The 23,796-nt window shown below is 60.0% G+C and carries 23 protein-coding genes; 13 read left to right on the plus strand and 10 right to left on the minus strand.

What is annotated here, in order from left to right:
• Window positions 1–215: 215 nt before the first annotated feature.
• Window positions 216–902 (plus strand): MarC family NAAT transporter, encoded by a 687-nt coding sequence (locus JL05_RS17860; RefSeq protein ID WP_004931428.1) that lies wholly within the window; start codon window positions 216–218, stop codon window positions 900–902.
• 37 nt (window positions 903–939) lie between these two features.
• On the opposite strand, the gene JL05_RS17865 is transcribed toward JL05_RS17860, so the two are convergent.
• The 6 genes from JL05_RS17865 to JL05_RS17890 all read right to left on the minus strand — a co-directional run bounded on the left by JL05_RS17865 (window position 940) and on the right by JL05_RS17890 (window position 8,596).
• Window positions 940–2,073: an ABC transporter substrate-binding protein gene (locus tag JL05_RS17865; protein WP_033633213.1), complete on the minus strand. Its 1,134-nt coding sequence runs from the start codon at window positions 2,071–2,073 to the stop codon at window positions 940–942.
• 150 nt (window positions 2,074–2,223) lie between these two features.
• Complete coding sequence (locus tag JL05_RS17870) at window positions 2,224–3,507, minus strand: SLC5/6 family protein (RefSeq protein WP_033633214.1); 1,284 nt, start codon at window positions 3,505–3,507, stop codon at window positions 2,224–2,226.
• Window positions 3,508–3,763: 256 nt separating this feature from the next.
• A complete protein-coding gene (locus JL05_RS17875) occupies window positions 3,764–5,101 on the minus strand; it encodes a c-type cytochrome (RefSeq protein ID WP_004931431.1) in 1,338 nt (445 codons plus the stop codon).
• A gap of 12 nt (window positions 5,102–5,113) precedes the next feature.
• A complete protein-coding gene (locus JL05_RS17880) occupies window positions 5,114–6,895 on the minus strand; it encodes a GMC family oxidoreductase (RefSeq protein ID WP_004931432.1) in 1,782 nt (593 codons plus the stop codon).
• Window positions 6,896–6,897: 2 nt separating this feature from the next.
• Entirely contained in the window at window positions 6,898–7,623 is a 726-nt protein-coding gene (locus JL05_RS17885) for a gluconate 2-dehydrogenase subunit 3 family protein (RefSeq protein WP_004931438.1), read from the minus strand.
• A gap of 307 nt (window positions 7,624–7,930) precedes the next feature.
• Window positions 7,931–8,596 (minus strand): transglycosylase SLT domain-containing protein, encoded by a 666-nt coding sequence (locus tag JL05_RS17890; RefSeq protein WP_004931439.1) that lies wholly within the window; start codon window positions 8,594–8,596, stop codon window positions 7,931–7,933.
• A 109-nt stretch (window positions 8,597–8,705) separates the two neighbouring features.
• Between JL05_RS17890 and ghoS the strand changes: the two genes are divergently transcribed.
• From ghoS to JL05_RS17920, 6 genes are all read left to right on the plus strand, one after another.
• Window positions 8,706–9,005, plus strand: a complete 300-nt coding sequence (gene ghoS / locus JL05_RS17895) for a type V toxin-antitoxin system endoribonuclease antitoxin GhoS (RefSeq protein WP_015377688.1) — start codon at window positions 8,706–8,708, stop codon at window positions 9,003–9,005.
• Between the two features lie 130 nt (window positions 9,006–9,135).
• Window positions 9,136–10,080 carry a metal ABC transporter substrate-binding protein gene (locus tag JL05_RS17900; protein ID WP_033633215.1) on the plus strand — a complete coding sequence of 315 codons (945 nt, stop codon included), beginning with the start codon at window positions 9,136–9,138 and terminating at the stop codon, window positions 10,078–10,080.
• A complete protein-coding gene (locus tag JL05_RS17905; protein WP_033633216.1) occupies window positions 10,077–10,967 on the plus strand; it encodes a manganese/iron ABC transporter ATP-binding protein in 891 nt (296 codons plus the stop codon). The genes JL05_RS17900 and JL05_RS17905 overlap by 4 nt, the downstream gene beginning before the upstream one ends.
• Window positions 10,967–11,827, plus strand: coding sequence for an iron/manganese ABC transporter permease subunit YfeC (yfeC, locus tag JL05_RS17910; protein ID WP_033633217.1), 861 nt, complete (start codon window positions 10,967–10,969; stop codon window positions 11,825–11,827). Before JL05_RS17905 ends, yfeC begins: the two co-directional genes overlap by 1 nt.
• Window positions 11,827–12,681 (plus strand): metal ABC transporter permease, encoded by an 855-nt coding sequence (locus JL05_RS17915; RefSeq protein ID WP_033633218.1) that lies wholly within the window; start codon window positions 11,827–11,829, stop codon window positions 12,679–12,681. The genes yfeC and JL05_RS17915 overlap by 1 nt, the downstream gene beginning before the upstream one ends.
• Window positions 12,682–12,917: 236 nt before the next feature.
• Entirely contained in the window at window positions 12,918–13,787 is an 870-nt protein-coding gene (locus tag JL05_RS17920) for a fructosamine kinase family protein (RefSeq protein WP_033633219.1), read from the plus strand.
• A 35-nt stretch (window positions 13,788–13,822) separates the two neighbouring features.
• On the opposite strand, the gene JL05_RS17925 is transcribed toward JL05_RS17920, so the two are convergent.
• A complete protein-coding gene (locus tag JL05_RS17925) occupies window positions 13,823–14,383 on the minus strand; it encodes a YniB family protein (protein ID WP_004931453.1) in 561 nt (186 codons plus the stop codon).
• A gap of 185 nt (window positions 14,384–14,568) precedes the next feature.
• Between JL05_RS17925 and JL05_RS17930 the strand changes: the two genes are divergently transcribed.
• The 4 genes from JL05_RS17930 (at window position 14,569) to JL05_RS17945 (ending at window position 19,124) form a co-directional block, all read left to right on the plus strand.
• Window positions 14,569–15,849, plus strand: a complete 1,281-nt coding sequence (locus JL05_RS17930; protein WP_033633220.1) for an HdeD family acid-resistance protein — start codon at window positions 14,569–14,571, stop codon at window positions 15,847–15,849.
• 64 nt (window positions 15,850–15,913) lie between these two features.
• A complete protein-coding gene (gene hxpB / locus JL05_RS17935; protein WP_004931455.1) occupies window positions 15,914–16,579 on the plus strand; it encodes a hexitol phosphatase HxpB in 666 nt (221 codons plus the stop codon).
• 423 nt (window positions 16,580–17,002) lie between these two features.
• Window positions 17,003–17,551: a metal-dependent hydrolase gene (locus JL05_RS17940; protein ID WP_004931456.1), complete on the plus strand. Its 549-nt coding sequence runs from the start codon at window positions 17,003–17,005 to the stop codon at window positions 17,549–17,551.
• A 181-nt stretch (window positions 17,552–17,732) separates the two neighbouring features.
• Window positions 17,733–19,124, plus strand: a complete 1,392-nt coding sequence (locus JL05_RS17945; RefSeq protein ID WP_033633221.1) for an L-cystine transporter — start codon at window positions 17,733–17,735, stop codon at window positions 19,122–19,124.
• A gap of 77 nt (window positions 19,125–19,201) precedes the next feature.
• Here the strand turns inward: JL05_RS17945 and tnpA are convergent, their stop codons facing one another.
• The 3 genes from tnpA to phnW all read right to left on the minus strand — a co-directional run bounded on the left by tnpA (window position 19,202) and on the right by phnW (window position 21,733).
• A complete protein-coding gene (tnpA, locus tag JL05_RS17950; RefSeq protein ID WP_033633663.1) occupies window positions 19,202–19,639 on the minus strand; it encodes an IS200/IS605 family transposase in 438 nt (145 codons plus the stop codon).
• A 171-nt stretch (window positions 19,640–19,810) separates the two neighbouring features.
• Complete coding sequence (gene phnX / locus JL05_RS17955) at window positions 19,811–20,620, minus strand: phosphonoacetaldehyde hydrolase (RefSeq protein ID WP_033633222.1); 810 nt, start codon at window positions 20,618–20,620, stop codon at window positions 19,811–19,813.
• A 9-nt stretch (window positions 20,621–20,629) separates the two neighbouring features.
• Window positions 20,630–21,733 carry a 2-aminoethylphosphonate--pyruvate transaminase gene (phnW, locus tag JL05_RS17960; RefSeq protein ID WP_015377681.1) on the minus strand — a complete coding sequence of 368 codons (1,104 nt, stop codon included), beginning with the start codon at window positions 21,731–21,733 and terminating at the stop codon, window positions 20,630–20,632.
• 154 nt (window positions 21,734–21,887) lie between these two features.
• On the opposite strand from phnW, the gene phnR reads away from it, so the two are divergent.
• Window positions 21,888–22,607 (plus strand): phosphonate utilization transcriptional regulator PhnR, encoded by a 720-nt coding sequence (gene phnR, locus JL05_RS17965; protein ID WP_033633223.1) that lies wholly within the window; start codon window positions 21,888–21,890, stop codon window positions 22,605–22,607.
• A gap of 177 nt (window positions 22,608–22,784) precedes the next feature.
• Window positions 22,785–23,795, plus strand: coding sequence for a 2-aminoethylphosphonate ABC transporter substrate-binding protein (locus tag JL05_RS17970; RefSeq protein ID WP_033633224.1), 1,011 nt, complete (start codon window positions 22,785–22,787; stop codon window positions 23,793–23,795).
• The last annotated feature ends 1 nt before the right edge of the window (window position 23,796 follow it).

Here is a 23,796-nt window from a genome sequence, read left to right on the forward strand (position 1 = left end):
TCGGCGCCGCGGGCGATTGCGGTCAACGACGCCCCGTTGGGATGTGAGGATGAACCTGAACTCGCCGGCGAGTGCAACGGCAATGATGAAACGCCGGCCGACGGTTAATTAACGTTACGAGCTATCCCCATTGCCGCCAGGCACGCGGCAGGCTAGGCTGTTTAGCTCGTAGGCCGCCGCCTGGCGGCCTGAACGTTGCACAGGGAGTCTACTTTATGACGGGTATTTTGCAGTTATTCCAGGCCATCGGACTGGGTTTGGTGCTGCTGTTGCCGCTGGCCAACCCGCTGACCACGGTGGCGTTGCTGCTCGGCTTGTCCGGCAATATGACGCGCGAAGAGCGCAATCAGCAGTCGCTGATGGCCTCGGTTTATGTGTTCTGCATCATGACGGTGGCGTTTTACGCCGGACAGGTGGTGATGAACACTTTCGGTATTTCGATCCCCGGCCTGCGCATCGCCGGCGGTCTGATCGTCGCCTTCATCGGTTTCCGCATGCTGTTCCCGCAACAAAGCGCCGATGAGGCGCCGGAGGTGGAGAGCAAGTCGCACGAGCTGCGCCACAAGACATCGGCCAACATCGCCTTCGTGCCGTTGGCCATGCCGAGCACCGCCGGGCCGGGCACCATCGCGATGATCATCAGCTCGGCGTCGAGCGTCAAAGCGAACACGCTGGGTTTTGAACCCTGGGTGCTGGCCGTGGCGCCGGTCGCCATCTTCCTGACGGTCGCGGTGATCCTGTGGGGCTGCCTGCTCAGCTCCGGCGCCATCATGCGCCTGGTGGGGAAAAGCGGCATCGAGGCGATCTCGCGCCTGATGGGCTTCCTGCTGGTGTGCATGGGGGTACAGTTCATTATCAACGGCGTGCTGGAGATCATCTCCACCTATACGCCGGCCGCCTGATCACACAAAACGGGCGCGATCGTCGCGCCCGTTGCCGTTATTTCCCCGCCGGCGCCTGCGCGCCCAAAATGCCCTTGCCTTCCGGCACTTCGGTAAAGCGACTGAGGATCTCGCTGTAGGTCTTGGCCGGATCCAAATCCGGGAACTGCGCCGGATAGATAAACTTCGCCAGATACTCCAGCCCCACGATGTTGTACGGGTGGTTGTAGAAGTTATGGTAGATGCCGTAGAACCGCCCTTCCTTCACCGCTGACACCGGCGAGAACCCCGGGCGCTGCTTCATGCGGTTGAAGGCCTCATCCACCTGCTGCTGCGTCACGCCATAGCCGAACGGCACCGCGGCGTTGGTCTTGCTGGCCCACTGCGAGCCGGAAACGATGTAAGCATCCGGTTTCATGCTGATCACTTTTTCCAGCGCCACGTCGCCGGTCGCGCCCGGCAGCAGCGCAGAACCGATGTTGCGCGCGCCGACCGCCTCGACCAACGCCCCCCAGCCGACGTGCGCATGGGTGAAGCAGCAGGACTCCAGCCCATTCAGGCCAGCTTTGGCCTCGAAAAACACCCGCGGTTTGGGTTCCACCGCCTGCGTTTTGGCCAGAATGGCCTGATAATGCTGCTGATAATAATCGGTATATTGCTTGGCTTCGCTTTCGCGGTTGAGGGTTTCCCCCAGCAGCGTCACGCTTTTCGGCGTGTTTTCCACCGGCTTGAGCATGGTATCGATGAACAGCACCGGCACGTTCAGCGCCTTCAGCTTATCCAGCACGCCGGTTTGGCTCAGCGAAGGCTTGGAGCGCAGCTGGGCGATCATCAGATCGGGCCGCTTGGCGATCACGCTCTCCAGGTTCACTTCACCCTTATCGCTGAATCCCATATCGATGATGTTTTTCGCCCCCGGCCATTTGCTCTGCAAGATATCCCAGGTCGCCGCATCGCTTTTCTTCAGCAGGTTATTCCAGGCCACCAGCCGGCCGAACGGATTGGCGCGATCGAGCAGCGCCAGCGTGAGAATGTCGCGCCCGTCCTGCACCACGATGCGTTTCGGCTCTTGCTGGAGGGTGATCGTCTGGCCGGACGTGTCGGTCAGCGTCAGCGGATAAGTGGTGGCCATCGCCGGAGAAGCGAGCAAGGCGGCGCAAACCAGCGCCGGCAAAGTGATTCGACGGTGCACGAAAGACTCCTTAGTCATGAATACATTCAGGAAATACTAATGAGAATGGCTTGCATTATCAAAGATAACGCCCGGCATGCCGGCGATTAATTGCAAAGGGATGTGTAAAGGAAGGATAAGAGGCGCGCCGGAGCCGGCGCGCCCAGGGGATCACATCAGGCCGTAGATCAGCGCCGACAGCGCAATCAGCCCCATCACCAGCACGAAGACGTTGCTCGCCGCGCGATATTGGCGCATGGCCGGCACCGCACGCACGGCGTACATCGGCAAGATGAACAGGATCGCCGCAATCAGCGGGCCGCTGATGGTTTCGATGATATGCAGCGCGCTGGGGTTCCACACCGTCGCCGCCCAGGTGAGCAGGAACAGCGACGCCGCCGAGATGCGGTGCGTCATGCGCGAGCTGAGCGGCTTGCCGACCGCGCGCGTGACGCCGTCGATCAGGCTGGTCGCCCCTTCCGTCACCCCCAGCGAAGTGCCGAGATAGGATTTGGCCATCGCCAGCATCGCCATCACCGGGCCAAGGTAGGCGATCAGCGGGTTGGAGAACTTGTTGGCCAGCGTAGTCAGCACCGTGATGTTCTGCTCTTTCGCCTGCAGCATGTCTTCATGAGACAGGCTCAGCACGCAGCTGAACACGAAGAACAGCACGGTAACGCAGATCAGCACATAGCTATAGCGCATGATGCGCGCGCAGCGGCGTTCCGCCTTCTCGCCGTACAGGCTCTTCTGGGTCGAGGCGAAGGAAGAGATGATCGGCGCATGGCTGAAGGAAAACACCATCACCGGCACGGCCAGCCACAGCGAATGCCACAACCCCGGCGTGTCGAAGCGGGTGGCGGCCAGGCCGTGCACGAAGTTGGCGGTATTCCAGCTCGGCATCAGATAGAGCGAAATGCCCATCAGGAACACCAGCAGTGGGAACACCAGCATGCCCATCGCCGCCACGATGCTGTCTTTGCCGCGCAGCAGCACCAGATTGAGCACCACCACCACGGCCAGGCTCAGCCAGAGGCGCGGCAGCGGCGCCACGTGAAACTGATGGATCAGGAAGCTGTCCAGCGCGTTGGTGATCGAAATGCTGTACACCAGCACGATCGGGAAGAACGCCATCAGATACAGCACCATGATGATTTTGCCGGCCAGCACGCCGAAGTGTTCCACCACCACATCGTGAATGTTGCCGTCGCGGCTGGAGCCGGAAAGCACGAAGCGGCTGAGCGCGCGGTGCGGCAAATAGGTCAGCGGGAAAGCGAACAGCGCCATCAACAGCAGCACCAGCGGGCCGTTCAGGCCGGCGTTGATCGGCAAGAACAACGTACCGGCGCCCACCGCAGTCGCATAGAGACCGAACATCCAGACGGTGTCGGTTTTGTTCCATTTGGCAGTCTGAGCGGCCGTCAGCATGCCTGAATCGGGAGAAATCGTACTCATGAGACAGTCTACCTTAATCTGCGGCGACAACGATTGCGCCTAACGGGATATCCTTCTCCGCGAGTTTTTTAATAATAATCAGTGAATTAAAGCGATATTTCATACTTACGCCTGATGAAAGGACGGCAAAGGATAATGAAAAATCCGCTGCGGGTCTATGTTTTATCGGCTGAACGGACGATTTGCGAACACAATCTGCTGAAAAAGCAGGCGGCAGCAGAAAAACTAAGGGCCCCTTGCGGAGCCCTTAAACGGTTTACTTCTTCGCGTCCGGATGGTCCGGCACCTCGGCGCTGCCCATCTCCTTCTCGTCGCGGATCATCGAGCGGTCTTTGCGCACGTCGGCCACGTCGGAAGCGCTCACCGGTTTGGCGCTGTTGCCCCAGCTGGAGCGGATGAAGTTCACCACGTCCGCCACCTGCTGATCGTTCAGACGCCAGCCAAACGGCGGCATGGTGATGTTGGATACCGCCCCCTGCACCGCCGGCGTAGTGTTGCCGGTCAGCACGATGTGGATCAGCGAAGTCGCGTCCTCGGTCTGCACCACCGGATTGCCCTTCAGCGACGGGAAGGCGCGCTTGTAGCCCACGCCGTCGGTGCGGTGGCAGGCCGCGCAGTTATCGACATACAGCGCCGCGCCGGGCTTGCTGTCGTCGCCGCGCCACAGATCCTTGGCCACGCTGTCTTCGACCGGCGCCGCCTGCTGCTTGCCGTCTTTCGGCGGCAGCGATTTCAGGTAGCGCGCGATGGCGGTCAGATCGTCGTCGCTCAGGTATTGCAGGCTGTGCTCCACAACGTCGCTCATGCCGCCGAACACGATCGCCTTGTCGTTACGGCCGGTTTTCAGGAACTCGGTCAGCTCGGCTTCGCTCCAGCTGCCCAGGCCATCCTTGCGGTCGCCGCGCAGGCTGGAAGCCACCCAACCGTCGATCGGCGCGTTGCTGCCGGACAGGTAGTCGTCGCTTTCGCTGTTGCTCAACGCTTTTTCCTGCATGGTGATGCTGCGCGGGGTATGGCAAGCGCCGCAGTGGCCCAGGCCTTCCACCAGGTAGCGTCCGCGTTCAATCACCGGATCGGCCTTGGCGTCGGCAACGAAGTCCGCCGGCGACGGCGCAAACATGCCGCGCCAGATGCTCAGCGGCCAGCGCATCGACAGCGGCCACGGGATGTCGGAGTCCTTGTTGGCCTGTTCCACCGGCTGCACGCCGTGCATGAAATAGGCATACATGGCGCGCATGTCGTCCTCTTTCACCAGCGCGAACGACGGGTACGGCATCGCCGGGTACAGGGTGCTGCCGTTTTTGGCTACGCCCTTACGCACCGCGTTGTCGAAATCCTCGAAGCTGTAATCGCCGATGCCGGTTTTCTTGTCCGGCGTGATGTTGGTCGAGTAGATGGTGCCGATCGGCGTCTCCATCGCCAGGCCGCCGGCGAAGGTTTTGCCGTTCTTGCCATCGGTATGGCAGGCCACGCAGTCACCGGCGCGCGCCAGGTACTCGCCGCGCTTGATCAGCTCGCTGCTGACGGTGGCATCCTGCGCCCAAACGGAAAAACTCACTGCACTGAGAACCAGTGCCGGTACAAATGCTTTCATCGTTCGCCGTCCTTATGCCTGCACCAATGGGCCTGGGTTTTTCAGATACTGCTCGCGAATGGCGCGGGCAGACCAGTAAGCCAGCGCCGCCACGGTGCCGGTCGGGTTGTAGCCCAGCCCTTGCGGGAAGGCCGATGCGCCGATCGAGAACACGTTGTGCACGTCCCAGCTCTGCAGATAGCGGTTGACCGCGCTGGTCTTCGGATCTTCCCCCATCACCGCACCGCCGTTCATGTGGGTAGTCTGGTAGCTGGTGGTATCGAAGTGGCTGTTGGCGTTTTTCGGGCTGCCGGCGATCAGTTTCGGGTTCATCGCCTTGGCGATCGGCGCCATCTTGTCGTACATGAACTGCGCCATCTTGATGTCGTTTTCCTGCCAGTCGAACGTCATGCGCAGCAGCGGCTGGCCAAAGACGTTCTTGTAGTTGGGATCGAGATCCAGATAGTTGTTGCGGTACGACTGGTGCGCGCCGTGGGCGTCCATCGAGACGTGATGGGTATAGGCATCCGCCACCGCCGCTTTCCACTTGCTGCCCCAGGCCGGGGTGCCCGGCGGGGTCGGCAGGCCGGAGATCGGCTTGGTGCCCGCCTGGTTGACCCAGAATGGCGAACCGCCGACGAAGCCTTCTTTGGCGTGATCGAAGTTGTCGGCGTTGAAGTCATCCACGCCCACGCCGTTGCCGCCGGCGCCGATGAACGGGTTGGTGAACACGTCTTTATCGAAGAACGCCTTGATGGTGGTCATGTTCTGGTAGGCGAAGTTGCGCCCGACCACCCCTTCGCCGGTCACCGGATCGTAAGGCTTGCCGATGCCGGACAGCAGCATCAGGTGCACGTTGTGGAACTGGAACGCGCCCAGGATCACCAGATCGGCCGGCTGTTCAATCTCGCGGCCCTGCGCATCGACGTAGTTCACGCCGGTGGCGCGGGATTTGTCGTCGGTCAGGTTGACCTTCAGCACGTTGGCGTTGGTGCGCAGCTCGAAGCGTTTCTCCATGCGCAGCGCCGGCAAGATGTTGACGTTCGGCGAGGCCTTGGAATACATGTAGCAGGCGTAGCCGCTGCAGAAACCGCAGAAGTTGCACGGGCCCATCTGCGCGCCGTACGGGTTGGTGTAAGAATCCGAGGTGTTGGCGGACGGCAGGTTGTAAGGGTGGTAACCCACCTCCAGCGCCGCTTTCTCGAACAGCTGAGCGGAGTAGGTATTTTTCTGCGCCGGCAGCGGGAAGTCGTCGGAGCGATCCGGCGCAAAGCGGTTACCGCCCTTCTGCGCCACTTTCTGCCCTTTGATGGTCCAGGCGGTGCCGGAGGTGCCGAACACTTTCTCCGCCTTGTCGAAGAACGGCTCCAGCTCGTCGTAAGTCACGCCGAAGTCCTGGATGGTCATGTCCTTCGGAATGAAGTTTTTGCCGTAACGCTCTTCATAATGGCTGCGCATGCGCAGTTCGATCGGATCGACGCGGAAATGCACGCCCGACCAGTGCAGGCCGGCGCCGCCGACGCCGGTGCCCGGCAGGAACGCCGCCAGCTGGCGGTAAGGCACCGCGGTCTGACTGCTGTTATGGCGAATGGTGACGGTGCTTTTCGACAGATCCTGGAACAGCTTACGGCGGATGTTATAGGTCAGCTCGTCGATCACCTGCGGGTAAGAACCGTCCGGATAGGTGTCGCGCATAGGGCCGCGCTCCAGCGCCACCACGTTGAGGCCGGCCTCGGTCAGCTCTTTGGCCATGATCGCGCCCACCCAGCCGAAGCCGACGATCACCGCGTCTACTTTTTTCATTACCGTTGCCATGGTTAGCCCCTCTCCCCACGAATCGAGACCGGCGGGAAGGGATAACGCTCCCCTCGCTCAACCCAGTCCATAAAATCGGCGCGCGCGCCCGGAAAATTAATCAGCTTCCAACCCACCATGTCTTTGTTGCCGCCATGGATAGGATCGCTGAAGAAACCTTCGCGGGTGTTTTGCAGCAGATAGGAGAAGAACAGTTTCGACGGCAGTTGCTGGAACTCCGCCTCGCCGGACTCGAACTTTTGCAGCAGAGCGTCCTGCTGCGCGCCATCCAGTTCGGCGAAGGGCTTGCCGGCGGTTTTCTTGCTGTAGGCGTCGGCGTCTGCGATGCCGAGGTTGTAGATTTGCTTGGGCACCAGCGGCAGCTGATAGCCCATCTCCTTCGGCACATCGGGGTTGAACGGCCCCTGCATGTACCAGATGGAGCCGGTGGCGTACGGGGTATTCATCTGGCGATCGATAAACTCCGGCACGCCGGCTTCCAGCGCGCCGGGGCCGCGATCGTCGGCCGGGATCAGGCGCGCGACGGCTGCCTTGATGAAGGCCCACTCTTCCGGGGTGAAAAAGGTCGGTTGGTAATCGTTCTGCGTTGAGGTGTTCGAGGCTGCGACCGCCGGTGTCGGTGCCGTCAGCGTGCCAACGCCGCTGCCACCAATTACCGCCGCAGGAATTAAGGTCATCGATTTCAACAAGAAATCGCGCCGCGAATTGTTGGTTTTATGATTCGACATGTCACATTCCATCCAAAGATAGTCACAACTATTTAACCGCAACCTTGCGATCGATACGGGTTTTTAAAATAATTTGTTACTTATTTGTCTATTTATTGAAGGTCAGAATGCGTACAAAAGCAAAAATGTTACCGGTAACTTATTGAATGAACGTAAAGATTTATCTGCTAACGTAAATTTAACTTTTTGTGCGGTTTTTCCGATAAGCGGTGAGGAAATAACGAAAAATGAGAGGTGGGTCGCGCGCTGGAACGGTACCGAAAACAAAATCGGCCGCGTTCAGCGGCCGATTCGACAAAAGAGAGGATTACTGCGACATCGCCTGATAGGCGGTGGTCACCTTCCACAAATAGCGCGGCGCCTGCGGTGCCGGGTGCTTTTTCTGGATGTGCTGATAAAACTCATCCGGGCTCATCTGATTGATGCGATTGACCGCCACGCGCTTGTCCGAGGAGAAGGTGCGCAACATGGCGCCCGCCCCGTTCACGTACGAAACGATGGTGGCGTAACGCAAAGTCTGTGGATTGTTGATTCCGGCTAGCTGCTGGCTTTGAAGAATATTGATATAGGCCGTTCCCAGATCAATATTGACCGCCGGATCCTTCAGCTCACGCGAGCTGGGTTGCCCACTTCGTCCCTTCATGCGATAGGCGTCGCGGCCGGCGGTAGAAGCCTTAAGCTGCATCAATCCCACTGCGTTCGAGGTGCTGACCACGTTCGGGTTAAACCCGGACTCCACCTGAATAATCGCTTTAATCAGCGTTTCGTCAACGCCATAGTTGCTGGCCGCCTGACGAATGTAATCGTTATAAGCAACCGGGGTGCCCGTGCGGTTTACCGGTGCCTGCGGAGGGGGTTTTAACCAACCGCCGCGCGTTGTGCCACTGCCTGAAATATTGCTTGCCGTTTGCGGGTCTTTGGCGCACCCCGACAAAAGTAAAATTGCCGTAAGGCAACCTATTTTTGTTTTCACAGAATCCCTCACTCCTTTCAATGAGTTGCGTAGCATATACAACTTGTAAGGACACCTGCAGTAATTTTTTGGGCTAATCTCAAGCTATCCATATACCAAGAGGTGATTTATGAGTCAATCTGCAACAAGCTGCTTTGTGGTGACTTTTCGCTATCAGGAAGAGGGATTAACCGACCTGGCGAAGCTGACCGGGCAATTGACGCGCGAGGGTTTTGTCACGTCGGTGACAGACGAAAATGGCGTTCACCACGAACTCGGCAGCAACAGTTTTGCGTTCATAACCGTGCTGGATCAAGAGGATGTACTGCGCCTGGCGCAGGGGTTCGGGCAGTTGGCATTGGGAAAACAGCCGGAGGTGGCGATATGCAGCTGTGAGGACTACCTTCAGCGGTTACATACTGATACATAAAATGCTATAACTCCCCGGACGGTATTATTTTTCAGTTGGAGAAATACCCCGCCGGCGGTGGGCAAGTGGCGCTTGACTTCGCTTCAATTGATATTGATAATCATTTTCATTTGAACCAGGAGACGTCATCATGCCATTGATAAGTTGCGCTTTTCGTCGCAGTCGCCCTTCCCGCTCTGCCGCATTGTTACGCCCTTTCACGCTCGCCTGCCTGCTGCTCGGCGCCGCCTTGGTCAGCCAAAACGCGCTGGCGGAAAAAAAGCTGCGCGTGGTGACCACCTTCACCATCATTCAGGATATCGCCCAGAACGTGGCCGGTGACGCCGCCGTGGTGGAATCGATCACCAAGCCGGGCGCCGAGATCCACGACTATCAACCGACTCCGCGCGACATCGTCAAGGCACAGCACGCCGACCTGATCCTGTGGAACGGCATGAACCTGGAGCGCTGGTTCCAGCGTTTCTTCGAAAACATCAAGCAGGTGCCGGCGGCGGTAGTCACCGAAGGCATTACCCCGCTGCCGATCCGCGAAGGGCCCTATAACGGCAACCCGAACCCGCATGCCTGGATGTCGCCAAGCAACGCGCTGGTGTATATCGAGAATATCCGCAAGGCGCTGGTGGCGCACGATCCGGCCAATGCGGAAACCTATAACCGCAACGCCAAGGCCTACGCAGAGAAAATCGGCGCGCTGGACGCCCCGCTGCGCGAACGCCTGGCGCGCATTCCGGCCGCACAGCGCTGGCTGGTGACCAGTGAAGGCGCCTTCAGCTACCTGGCGCAGGACTATCAGTTGAAAGAGGTTTATCTGTGGCCGATCAACGCCGATGAGCAAGGCTCGCCGCAGCAGGTGCGCCGGGTGATCGACGCCGTGCGCGCCCACCATATTCCGGTGGTGTTCAGCGAGAGCACCATTTCCGACAAGCCGGCCAGGCAGGTGGCGAAAGAAACCGGCGCCAAATACGGCGGCGTGCTGTACGTGGACTCGCTGTCCACTCGCGATGGCCCGGTGCCGACCTACATCGACCTGCTCAACACCACCGTGCAAACCATCGCCAAAGGATTCGATCAATGACCCATGAACCGTTTGCCCGCCCTGAGTTGAACGTGGACGACGTCACCGTAACCTACAACAACGGGCACACCGCCATCCACAACGCCAGCTTTACCCTGAGCGGCGGTTCGATCTGTGCGCTGGTCGGCGTCAACGGCAGCGGCAAATCGACGCTGTTCAAAAGCATCATGGGCCTGGTCAGGCCCACCGCCGGCCAGGTGTCGCTGAGCGACAAGCCGGTGGCGGACGCGCTGAAAAAGAACCTGATCGCCTACGTGCCGCAGACCGAAGACGTCGACTGGAACTTCCCGGTGCTGGTGGAGGACGTGGTAATGATGGGTCGCTACGGCAAGATGAACTTCCTGCGCATTCCGTCACGTGAGGACAGGTTGCGGGTCGACAAGGCGCTGGAGCGCGTCGGCCTGAGCGAGCTGCGCGGCCGGCAGATCGGCGAGCTGTCCGGCGGCCAGAAGAAGCGCGTATTTCTGGCGCGCGCGCTGGCGCAACAGGGCACGGTGCTGCTGCTGGATGAGCCTTTCACCGGCGTGGATGTGAAAACCGAGAATGCGATTATCGAGCTGCTGCGCGCGCTGCGCGACGAGGGCCATCTCATTTTGGTCTCCACCCACAACCTCGGCAGCGTGCCGGAGTTTTGCGATCGGGTGATCCTCATCAACCGCACGGTGCTGGCCGCCGGCCCGACCGAGACCACCTTCACCCAGAGCAACCTGGAGCAGGCGTTCGGCGGCGTGCTGCGCCATATCAACCTTTCCGGCCCGGATCTGCACGACGACAACGATCCGCGCACCGTCACGGTGTTGACCGACGATGAACGCCCGGCGGTGTTCTACGGCCACACCAAAAGCGATCCGCCGGCCAACAGCCAGGCCAGGGAGAAACAATCCTGATGCTGGACCTTCTGCTGCAACCTTTCAGTTACAACTACATGGTGAAGGCCATCTGGGTCAGCGCCATCGTCGGCGCCGCCTGCGCGTTCCTGTCCGCCTACCTGATGCTGAAAGGGTGGTCGCTGATGGGCGATGCGCTGTCGCACTCGGTGGTGCCCGGCGTGGCCGGCGCCTACGCCCTCGGCCTGCCCTATGCCGCCGGCGCCTTCTTCACCGGCATGCTGGCGGCGCTGGCGATGACGCTGGTGCGCCACATCACCCGGCTGCGCGAAGACGCCATCATCGGCTTTATCTTCTCCACCTTCTTCGCCGTCGGCCTGCTTATCGTGTCGCTCAACCCCACCTCGGTCAACGTACAGTCGATCATCTTCGGCAATATCCTCGGCATCGCCGACGAAGACGTGCTGCAGGTGGAAATCATCATCGGCGTTTCGCTGCTGATCCTGTGCCTGGTGTGGAAAGATCTGCTGGCGGTGTTCTTCGACGAAAGCCACGCGGTGTCGATCGGCCTGTCGCCGCTGAAGCTGAAGATCCTGTTCTTCACCCTGCTCAGCGCCTGCACCGTCGCCGCGCTGCAAACCGTCGGCGCCATTCTGGTAATCGCCATGGTGATCACGCCGGGCGCCACCGCCTACCTGCTGACCGACCGCTTCAGCCGGCTGCTGATCATCGCCATCATCATCGGCGCATTGACCAGCGGCATCGGCGCCTACCTGAGTTTCTTCCTCGACGGCGCCACCGGCGGGGTGATCGTCACCCTGCAAACGCTGGTATTCCTGGCGGCGTTCTTCTTCGCGCCGAAACACGGCCTGCTGGCATCCCGGCGCCGCGTGGCGCATTCGCAAACCGGAGGCCGCTGATGGACACCCTGTATCAACTGCTCAGCGAACCCTTCGCCTACCCGTTCATGCAGCGGGCGATCGTCGCCGCCATCGTTACCGGCGTGGTGTGCGCCGTGCTCTCCTGCTATCTGGTGCTCAAGGGCTGGTCGCTGATGGGCGACGCCATCTCGCACGCCGTCTTGCCCGGCATCGTAGTGGCGTTCGTGGTCGGCATCCCGCTGGCGATCGGCGCCTTCCTCTCCGGCATTTTTTGCGCGGTAGCCACCGGCTACCTGAAAGAGAACAGCCGGGTGAAAGAGGACACGGTGATGGGCATCGTCTTTTCCGGCATGTTCGCCTTCGGCCTGGTGCTGTTCTCGCGCATCGATACCGACCAGCACCTGAGCCACATCCTGTTCGGCAACATGCTGGGCATTACCGACGGCGAACTGAAACAAACCTTGCTGATCGCCGGCATCACCCTGGCGGTGGTGCTGCTCAAGCGCAAAGACTTCATGCTGTACTGCTTCGATCCGCACCATGCGCGGGTGATTGGCCTGCCGGTCAAGCTGCTGCACTACGGATTACTGTGCCTGCTGGCGATGACCATCGTTGCCTCGCTGCAGGCCGTGGGGGTGATCCTGGTGATCGCCATGCTGATCGCCCCCGGCATCATCGCCTTTATGCTGTGCCGCCGCTTCGACCGCATGCTGATGGTGGCGACGGTGGTGTCGGTGTTCTCCTGCGTGCTCGGCACCCTGGTCAGCTTCCACATCGACGGCGCCACCGGGCCCTGCATCGTCATCGTACAGGCCGCGCTGTTCGTTATCGCCTTGTTGTACAGCAAGCTGCGTCCGTTACAGGGTAACCCAAACGCCTCCATTGGCAGTTAAACGCCCCTCTGATGCGGCGGTGCTCCCCGCCGCATCCTATCCTCCCCTCGCTTATCCGTTGTCATCAAGTTGCAACCGGTATTGCACTTAAATTAATCAATAGGGTATATACTTTGAGCTGGCGAGGCGTTGAAAAAATCGCCGCCTTTGACGCCGGCTGTGCGCCGCGTCGTGTTTTCACCACGGGAAAGACGCTAACCTAATGAATTATCAGGCAGCACAGAGGGGGACATACCATGTGGCAAGCCGTTAGCCGTCTGTTAAGTGAACATCTTGGCAGCGCAGAGATACGCGAAAGGATTGAACTGCCCGGGGGCGACATTCACCCGGCGTGGCGCGTGAGTTACGGTGACAACGAGGTGTTCGTGAAATGCGACGCCCGTGAACAACTGCCGATATTCACCGCCGAGGCCGATCAGCTGGCGTTGCTGGCGCGCAGCAAAAGCGTGCGGGTGCCGGAAGTGTACGGCGTCGGCAGCGATCGCGACTACAGCTTCCTGCTGCTGGAGTATCAGCAGCTGAAACCCCTCGACGCTCACGGCGCCTACTGCCTGGGGCAACAGCTGGCGCATTTGCACCAGTGGAGCGAGCAACCGCAGTTCGGTCTCGACTTCGACAGCGATCTGACCACCACCCCGCAACCCAACGCCTGGCAACGCCGCTGGTCGGAATTCTTCGCCGAGCAGCGCATCGGCTGGCAGCTGCAGCTGGCCGCGGAAAAAGGCATGACCTTCGGCGACATCGACGACATCGTCGATCGGGTGTATCTGCGCTTGCAGCACCACCAGCCGCAGCCTTCCCTGTTGCACGGCAACCTGTGGCCGGGCAACTGCGCGATGACCGCCCACGGGCCGATACTGTTCGATCCGGCCAGCTACTGGGGCGACAGAGAGTGCGATTTGGCGATGCTGCCGCTGTATCCGGAGCTGCCGCCGCAGATCTACGACGGCTATCAGAGCGTATGGCCGCTAGGAACCGGGTTTATCGAGCGCCAACCGCTGTATCAGCTGTACTACCTGCTCAACCGCAGCAACCTGTTCGGCGGCCAGCATTTGGTGGCTGCGCAACGTGCGGTGGAGGCACTGTTGCAGCCGGAAGCGTCATGACGTTCCGGGGCGCCGAGCGGCGCCCCGTTCATGGTTCAGGCCGCGCCGGCCAACTGCCCCAACAGGCGGATCACGAACCAGGCGATCACCGCAATCACGATCGGCAGGATGTACAGCGGAAAGTACTGCAGGAAAATGGTGTGGTGCGGCAGCGTGATGCGTTCCTCCAGTTGCTGACGCGTGTGCCCTTCGCTGCCCTTGGCCTGCTCCAGGATCATCTGATCTTCCAGTCCTTCGCGAATGAACTTGACCTGGCGCGACATGCGCGCGCCGGAAGCCTGCAATGCCAGCCCGACGAAGATCAATATATAGATGATGATGAACATCAAATTGGCACCGCTGAACAGGCTTTTATCCACGTCCGGCACCGGCGAGTTGTACCAGAAAAGGTTCAGGAACGGCGTATTGAAACGCACCATGTCCACCATCACGTGGACAAAATCCAGCATCACTGCGTTGATGCCTTTGGTTTTTTCACTGTGCTGATAGATAAAGCCCAGCACGGAAATCAGCGTCGACAGCAACGCCGGGATAAAAACCACCCATCCGAGAATGCGTTTCAAAATGGCGATACGCCCGGCCTGTTGATACGTCATGTGTTCCCCTTGTTAGCGACGTAACCGAATCGGCTAAGTCTACCTGCAGTTGGCGAAACTCGCCCACCGTTTTCTTCATTCCCACTGTGCTACAAGCTTAGCCGAATTCGCCGAAATCAACCGCTTAACGACATCCGGGCACTATCATTGAAGAGATAACGTTATCCGTTTAGCCAGAGGCTGCCATGATTCGACTGATTATCTTATTGCTGGGCGCGCAGGCGCTGCACGGCCAGCGCCGTCTGCTGGTGCTGTTCGGTTGGCTGTGGATAGCCGCAGGGGCGCTGATGCTGTTCGACATACTGCAGGATGGCCGATCGGTGCTGGCGCTGGATGCACTGGCGGTCATCCTGGCGCTGGAGGGGCTGGTGGCGGTATCCGCCGCGCTGGTGATCGGCTCTTCGGCCAGCAGGCCGGTGCTGCTCAAAGGGTTAGGCTTTGTGTTTATGGCCTTTCTGATAGTGGACGTGCCCGCAGACGATAACATCGTCGCTACCGTGGTGTTTGGCAGCGCGCTGCTGCTTGACGGCGCGGTGCGCATCGCCTCCTCCACGGTGATTCAGCACAATCGATGGAAGACCGTGGCGCTGGCGGGCGGCGGCGAGATCCTGCTTTCGTTGATGATTTTTGTCGGCTGGCCGGCGCCGCATCGGATGACGGTGCCCTTTTGCCTCGGCGTGATGATGGTGCTTTCCGGCTGGGCTCTATTGCGTATCGCCCGCAGACTGACAAACTTCTCTCTGAATCAGCACCCCGCGCGGCAGCCATCCTCCCCGGCGGATGAAACCACGCCGCTCACAGTGTATGTCTGGACACCGATTGGGGCGGCTAAAGATCCGCGCCGGCGTTACATCGTCGACCGATACATCGCGGCGGTCGACGGCGGCGGCAATATCTCCACCGGTCACGCCGCCCTGGCGCTCGTGCCGGATGTGTATATCAGCCACTACCCGCTCAACGACATCAGCCATTCCGTTCAGGATTTCCGCCAGTTGTTGCATGCAGGCGAACAGAACAACGTCGACGGGCGTTTCCTGCCCGACCTGGCGGGCGAGATCGCCGCCTGGTGCCCCCCGGACAAGAAAATTCAGTTCTATCGCTATAACCCGGCGGCGCTGCGCGCATTCTGGCTGCGTTATCGGCAGGACGCCACCTACAATCTGACCCGGCGCAACTGCTCCACCACAGTCATCGGCGCGCTCGACAGCGCGTTGGAAGGCGTGCTGGGCGATAAACATCTGTGGCGCCGTTTTCTGCTGCTGGTGCTGGATCCCAACCTGTGGATGCTGGCGGTACTGCGCAGCCGCGGCGAAAGCATGACCTGGACGCCGGGGTTGGTGCTGGATTATGCGCGCATGTTGCAACAGGTCACCGAGCGTCAACACCAGCGCTGGTGGCTAAAATTGCGCGAGGTGTGGAATATCCTGCGTTTTGGCAAAAGCCAAACGCGCAGGCAAAGGTTTTAGTCTCGTCACCGGCGATGATAAAGTGTCGGGCACATTCACCCGCGCCGGCAGGAGTTAACCGCTAATGGCTTATTCGCAACGCATTGAAACCGCAATTTTTGATATGGACGGCTTGTTGATCGACTCGGAACCGCTGTGGCTGCAGGCCGAGCTGGATATCTTCGGCGCGCTGGGCTTGGATCTGTCCGACCGTCACAAGCTGCCGGACACACTGGGGCTGCGCATCGATCTGGTGGTGAAAATGTGGTACCAGGCGATGCCGTGGCAAGGGGTTACGCTTGAAGAGGTGTCGGCGCGGATTATCGAGCGCGCCATCGAGCTGGTGCACGAGACGCGCCCACTGCTGCCTGGCGTCCGGCAGGCACTGGAGCTGTGCCGCAGCCAGGGACTGAACATCGGTCTCGCCTCCGCCTCGCCGCTGCACATGCAACGGCAGGTGCTGAAGATGTTCGATCTTGAAGGCTACTTCGATCAATTGGTTTCCGCCGAATACCTGCCGTACAGCAAGCCGCATCCGGAGGTCTACCTGATCGCCGCCGAACGCCTGGGCAGCGATCCGCTGCGCTGCATCACGCTGGAAGACTCCTTTAACGGCATGATCGCCACCAAGGCCGCGCGCATGCGTTCCATCGTGATCCCGGCCGCCGAATACCGCCACGACCCGCGCTGGGCGCTGGCGGATCACCAGTTGGAGACCCTCGAACAGCTCACCCCTGCCCACTTTGCCTGATTCTGCGGCGCCGGCCACCGGCGCTCTGGGTTTGCCGCTCTGCGACATAAAAGGGATCCGCACCGCAAAATAAACGAAACACCGTTTCATTTTATTGAATTGGCGTGACGTTCTCATTATGCTGCATGGCAGGGAAAGCGACGGCCCGCAGCGCGTTGTCACTGCCACGCAGCGCGCTTCAAGGCCGCCGCTTCCTCCCGCCGCACGCCGTAAAACCGCGCTCGTTGCTTTCCGTTTCACTCTCCCCATTGCCCGCTTTTTGTTCTCGCCCGTCAAAATCGATGATTTGTTACCCACTGCCGTAACAAGCCGTTGTAAAACAGGGGAAAATAAACAATTAGTTACAGGGTAACTGCTTCCACTACTGGGAATTTTCCCATATACTGGATAAATTAACAGTTTACCAGCCGGAATCGCAACAGCATGACCGCGGAAGGACACCTTATATTCTCTGTCGCTTGCGCGATCTTCGCCAAGAAGGCGGAAGTGACGCCAGAGCTGGCTACCGGCGACTGGTGGCACATCATACCCGCCGCGCTGCTGACCTCACTGCTGCCGGACATCGATCACCCCAAGTCGGTGCTGGGCCAGCGCCTGCGCTGGATCGCCCTGCCCATCGCCCGCGCCTTCGGCCACCGTGGTTTCACCCACAGCCTGCTGGCGATCGCCGGTGGCATGGCGCTGTTTCAGCTTGATGTGCCGCGCAGCTGGCCGATCCCGGCCGATGCGCTGCACGCCATGATCATCGGCTACTTCAGCCATCTGTTGGCCGATATGCTCACCCCCGCCGGCGTGCCGCTGTTGTGGCCATGCCGCTGGCGTTTTCGCCTGCCGCTGCTCAACTCGCAAAAAGGCAACCAGCTGGAGCGGGTGCTGTGTCTGTGCCTGGTGGCGTTTGCCATCTGCTGGCAAGGTGATTTCACCCTGCCGGTGCAATCCTATGTCGAGCAAATCAGAAATATCAGACTCTGATCACAAAAAACCGCCTAACCCATCACCTTGAAGTATATAAAACGAACAAAAACACACAAAAAGCTATATCAAATTCCATTTGGATATAAGTAGGCCACTCAGCAAACTGTTACGATATTTACATCGCGACATACGTGATGCGTAGTCGTTTTTATAAGAAAGATTATTGGAGACATTGGGGATGAATCTTCCGCTCGTGATTAACGTGCTGGTGTTTGTCGCGCTCCTTTTGCTGCTGGCGCAAACCCGCCACAAGCAATGGAGCCTGGCGAAAAAAGTGCTGGTCGGCCTGGTGGTCGGCGTGGTGTTCGGTCTGGGCCTGCAGCTGGTGTACGGCGCCGATAACCCGGTACTGAAAGAATCCATCAGCTGGTTCAACATCGTCGGCAACGGCTATGTGCAACTGCTGCAAATGATCGTCATGCCGCTGGTGTTCGCCTCGATCCTGAGCGCGGTGGCCAAGCTGCATAACGCCTCTTCGCTGGGCAAAATCAGCGTCCTCACTATCGGCACGCTGCTGTTCACCACGCTGATCTCGGCGCTGGTGGGCGTGCTGGTCACCAACCTGTTCGGCCTGACCGCCGAAGGCCTGGTGCAGGGCGCGCAGGAAAGCGCGCGCCTGACGGCGATCCAGACCAACTACGTGGGTAAACTGGCCGATCTGACGGTGCCGCAGATGGTGCTGTCGTTCATCCCGAAAAACCCGTTCGCCGATCTGACCGGCGCCAGCCCGACCTCGATCATCAGCGTGGTGATTTTCGCCACCTTCCTCGGCGTGGCGGCGCTGCAGCTGCTGAAAGACGACAAGCCGAAAGGCGAGCGCGTGCTGGTGGCTATCGACACCCTGCAGGCCTGGGTGATGAAGCTGGTGCGTCTGGTCATGAAGCTGACGCCGTACGGCGTGCTGGCGCTGATGACCAAAGTGGTCGCCGGCTCCAACATTCACGATATCGTCAAACTCGGCAGCTTCGTGGTGGCTTCGTATATCGGCCTGGCCATCATGTTCGTGGTACACGCCGCTCTGCTGGCCTTCACCGGCGTTAACCCGATGAAGTTCTTCCGCAAGGTGTGGCCGGTGATCACCTTCGCTTTCACCAGCCGCTCCAGCGCCGCCAGCATTCCGCTGAACGTGGAAGCGCAGACCCGTCGCCTGGGCGTGCCGGAATCCATCGCCAGCTTCTCGGCGTCGTTCGGCGCCACCATCGGCCAGAACGGCTGTGCGGGCCTCTACCCGGCGATGCTAGCGGTGATGGTGGCGCCGACCGTCGGCATCAACCCGCTGGATCCGGTGTGGATCGCCACCCTGGTCGGCATCGTCACCATCAGCTCCGCCGGCGTGGCGGGCGTGGGCGGTGGCGCCACCTTCGCTGCGCTGATCGTGCTGCCGGCGATGGGCCTGCCGGTGACGCTGGTCGCGCTGCTGATCTCGGTCGAACCGTTGATCGACATGGGCCGTACTGCGCTGAACGTCAACGGTTCCATGGCAGCGGGCACCATCACCAGCCAGCTGATGAAGCAAACCGACAAAGCCGTGATGGACAGCGAAGACGAAGTCGAATTGGCGCATCGCTAACGCCGTCTCATAGTAAAAGACCACCTCCTGAGGAGGTGGCTTTACACGACGCCCCCTAAAAGGGGGCCATTTTCGAGTTAATCCTGCAACAGCTCCATCTGCTGTTTGATCTCTTGGTCCTTCTTATCCTGATACTTCACGTATCGCCTGATAATTTCTTCGTTTACCCCTACCGTATCGACAAAGTATCCCCTTGCCCAAAAATGATTGCCCCACAACTTCTTTCGTATATGTGGGAAACGATTGTAAAGCCGGATTGCACTGCGTCCTTTCAGGACGCCCATCAACGTCGAAATCGATAGCTTCGGGGGGACTATCACGACCAGATGCACATGATCTGGCTGAATATTTAGCTCAAGAACTTCACAGTCCTTCATGTTGCAGAGGATATAAATTGTTCGGTAGAGCTCTTTGCCCACCTTGTCGCGGAGGATTTTAAATCGATACTTTGGCGTCCAAACCAGGTGGTATTTGCAACGCCAGAACACATGTGATGAACTCCTGTATAAACCCATGTTGGTGATTTCCTTCTTACTTGTGGTGAGTAAGCTGGAATATTCCGGCATGGGTTTCCTTCAGGCTAGAGCCTCACAGGTTCAATCACCACCTCCTTAGGAGGTGGTTTAAGGCTTACAACGAAAAAACCGGGGATAATCCCCGGTTTTTTTATGCCCCGCGTTCGGTCGTTACGGCCGCTCGCCGTTCGCCAACCGCCGGTTGATGTCGGCGATCGCTGCCGGCAATTGCGCCAGCGTGTCTATCACATAGTGCGCGCCCGCCGCGTACAGCTTATCGGCGGCCGCCGCGCGGCGGCGCTCTATCTCGCCCGCCGTCATCCGGCGATACTCCTGCCAGGTGGCGCCAAACTCGTTACCGGACAGCGCCAGCCCGACGCTCCACATCCCGGCGTTCAGCCCTTCGGCAATGCCCGGCACCGCGTCATCCACCTTCACGCAATGCGCCACCGCATCGATGCCCAGCGCGATCGCGTTCTGCAACGCCATCCACGGCCCCGGTCGGCCGCCGGCTGCAAGATCGTCGGTGGCGACCCAGTAATCCGGCGCGTAGCCGCGCTGTGCGGCGGCGGGCACCAGCACCTCCATCACCGCGCGCGGATAGCCGGAGCAGGAACCGATTTTAATCCCCTGCTCGCGCAAAGCGGCAATCACCTGCGGCACGCCCTCGATGGGATCGGCGAAGTCGATCACTTTAGCGATTTGCAGCGGCATAAACGCCTGATACAGCGCGTCAATGTCCTGATGGCTCATCGAGCGTCCCAGCTTCTGCCGCCAGCGCGCGTCGACCGCCGGCAGCTTGCCCAGCGCCTCGATGTGCTGCCATTTGCCCAGCCCCATCGGAATGCGTGCCTCCGCCAGGCTGATGTCGATATCGAAGGTTTGCTTGAACGACTCGACGAAAATCTGCGTTGGCGCAAAGGAGCCGAAGTCCACCGTGGTGCCCGCCCAGTCGAGGATCACTGCGTTGATCTGTTTCATGGTCAATCCTTATTGATTCCAGTACATCGCCTGCCCGACGGCCGCCAGCAAACGTTCGATATCTTGCGGATAGATTTCACCGATGTTGCCGATACGGAAGCAGTCGCTCTGCGACACTTTACCGGGATAAATCACGAAGCCTTGTTGCTTGAGACGCTGATAAAACTCGGCGAAGCGGTATGTATCAGCCTTTGGCGAATAGAACGCGGTGATGATCGGCGAGTGCAGCGCATCGTCCAGCAGGGTCTCAAAACCCAGCTCGCGCATACCCGCCACCAGCCGCCGCTGATTGGCCTGATAGCGGTGGTGGCGCGCGGCAATGCCGCCCTCTTGTTCCAGCTCTTTCAGCGCCTGCGCGAAGGCCAGCACGGTGTGGGTCGGCGACGTAAAGCGCCATTTGCCGGCCTGATCCTCCATACAGCGCCACTGAGCATACAGATCCAGCGACAGCGAGCGTGAACGGCCGGCACATTTCTCCAGCTCGCTGCGGCGGGCGATGACGAACGCGAAGCCCGGCACGCCCTGAATGCATTTGTTGGCGGAGCTGATCAGAAAATCGATGCCCAGCGCGTCCACATCCAACGGGATGCCGCCAAAGCTGCTCATGGCGTCGACGATAAAGGTCTTGCCATTGCGCGCCGCCAGACCAGCGACCTTCTGCAGCGGATTGAGCATGCCGGTGGTGGTTTCACAGTGCACCATGGCGATATGGCTGATGCGCGCATCGCTTTTCAGCACCGCCTCCATCGCCGCCACGTCCGGTTCATTCACCTCGCCGCAGTCAAAGGCGTGGTGGTCGATATCCATCAGCCGCGCCATTTCGATCATCCGCGCCCCGTAGGCGCCGTTGTTGACGATCAGCAGCTTGTCGTGCGGGCCGATGACCGTACCCAGCACGCCCTCTACCGCGAAGCTGCCGCTGCCTTGCAGCAGCACCGAGGTATAACCGGCAGACGGCGTCGCCAGCGCCACCAGCCGTTGGCGAATGCGCTGCACCACGCCGAGGTTGTAATCTTCATCCCAGGTGCAGCTGTCATACAACATCGCCTCTTTCACCGTTTTCGACGTGGTCAACGGGCCGGGGGTCAACAGCAGGTAGTTACGATCGGACATGTTATTCACCTATTGGTCTATACCAGATTGCGCTCATTGTGGCGGCAAATTCCAGCCCCGGTCAAACGACAAAGCGCGGTGAAACAAAAAATTCATCTGGCTATGTATAATAAGCGCGTGCCGGAATGTCGGGCCGATGCCATAGCGAGATGAAATGAAAGAACATCAGGGCGATATGCCTCACTACCTGCAGATCAAGGATCAGCTCCAGGCGCGCATCACCCGCGGCGCGCTGCAGGCCGGCGATAAGCTGCCTTCGGAGCGCGAGCTGTGCGCCATCTTCTCCACCACCCGCGTCACCATTCGCGAAAGCCTGGCGCAATTGGAAGCCACCGGCGCCATCTACCGCGCCGATCGCCGCGGCTGGTTCGTCACGCCGGAACGGCTGTGGCTGGATCCGACGCAGAACACCAACTTCCACCGTCTCTGTCAGGAGCAAGGGCGCACGCCGCGCACCGCGCTGCTGTCCGGCGAAAAAACCACGGTGCCGCTCGACGTCATGCAGCCGCTGGCGCTCGAACCATTCGATCAGGTGTATCTGCTGCGCCGCGTGCGCTATGCCGACGGCCGCGCCATCTGCTATTGCGAGAACCACTGCCTGCCGCAGCGGGTGCCGGAACTGCTCAGGCACGATCTCAACGGCAGCCTGACCGAGGTTTATCAACAGCATTACGATTTGATTTACAGCAACATGCACCTGTCGTTCTACCCGACCGCCCTGCCTTACCGCGCCGCCAACGCGCTCGGCGCCATGGTCGGCCTGCCCGCGTTGCTGCTGCGTCGACTGAATTACGATCAGCACGGCCGCATCCTCGATTTCGATATTGAATACTGGCGCCACGACAGCCTGCGCATCGAAGTCGATACGCTCTAACCTCGATTATCACGGGGCCGGCGCCCGCGGCCCCGCCTTCCTCACCCACGCTCGATCCCCCTTTTAAGGCAAATATATTTTGCCGCTTTCATTTGTTTGTCATATTTGCCGATTAGCTTGGCCGCATATCTGGTGTATACCAGTTTCGCATTAACCCGCAACAGTGAGGCTGAAGCTATGAAATTTTCTCGTCTGGTCGTGATGACCGCCATCGCACTCGGCGCCGCGCCGGCCTGGGCCGCCGATGCGGTGGTGACCGTCTACTCCGCCGATGGTCTGCACGACGGCGATCACAGCTGGTATCAAACCCAGTTCGACGCCTTCACCCAGGCGACCGGCGTCAAGGTGCAGTACGTCGAAGGCGGCTCCGGCGCCATCGTGGAGCGCCTGTCGAAGGAGCGCAGCAACCCGCAGGCCGACGTGCTGGTGACGCTGCCGCCGTTCATCCAGCGCGCCGCCGCGGAAAAACTGCTGCAGGACTTCACCCCGCAGGATGCGGCGCAGATCGCCGACGCCCATCCGCAGTTCGTGCCACTGGTGAACAACTACCTGAGCTTCATCTATAACGCCAAACTGCTGCCGCAGGCGCCTGCCAGCTATCAACAGCTGCTGGACGCGCAGTTCCGCAATAAGCTGCAGTACTCCACGCCGGGCCAGGCGGGTGACGGCACCGCGGTGATGCTGCAGGCGTTTCACAGCTTCGGCAGCAAAGACGCCGGTTTCGACTACCTCGGCAAGCTGCAAAGCAACAACGTCGGCCCTTCGGCCTCCACCGGCAAGCTGACCGCGCTGGTCAATAAGGGGGAGCTGCTGGTGGCCAACGGCGATCTGCAGATGAACCTGGCGCAGATGCGCAGCAACCCGAACGTGAAGGTGTTCTGGCCGGCCGGGCCGGACGGCAAACGCAGCACGCTGGTGCTGCCTTACTACATCGGCCTGGTGCAAGGCGCGCCGCAAAGCGCCAACGGCAAAAAGCTGATCGATTTCCTGCTGAGCAAAGAAGCGCAGAGCAGCGTCAGCGCCATTTCCTACGGCATGCCGGTGCGTAAGGATGTCACCCCGACCGACGATAACTTCAGGCAGTCGCAGGCCGCGCTGCAGGGTGTAGAGATCTGGGCGCCGGACTGGAACCAGGTGGTGAGCAGCCTGTCCGCCGATATCTCCCGCTGGCACAAGGTGACAGAATGAC

This window comes from Serratia nematodiphila DZ0503SBS1 (assembly GCF_000738675.1).
GTDB lineage: Bacteria > Pseudomonadota > Gammaproteobacteria > Enterobacterales > Enterobacteriaceae > Serratia > Serratia nematodiphila.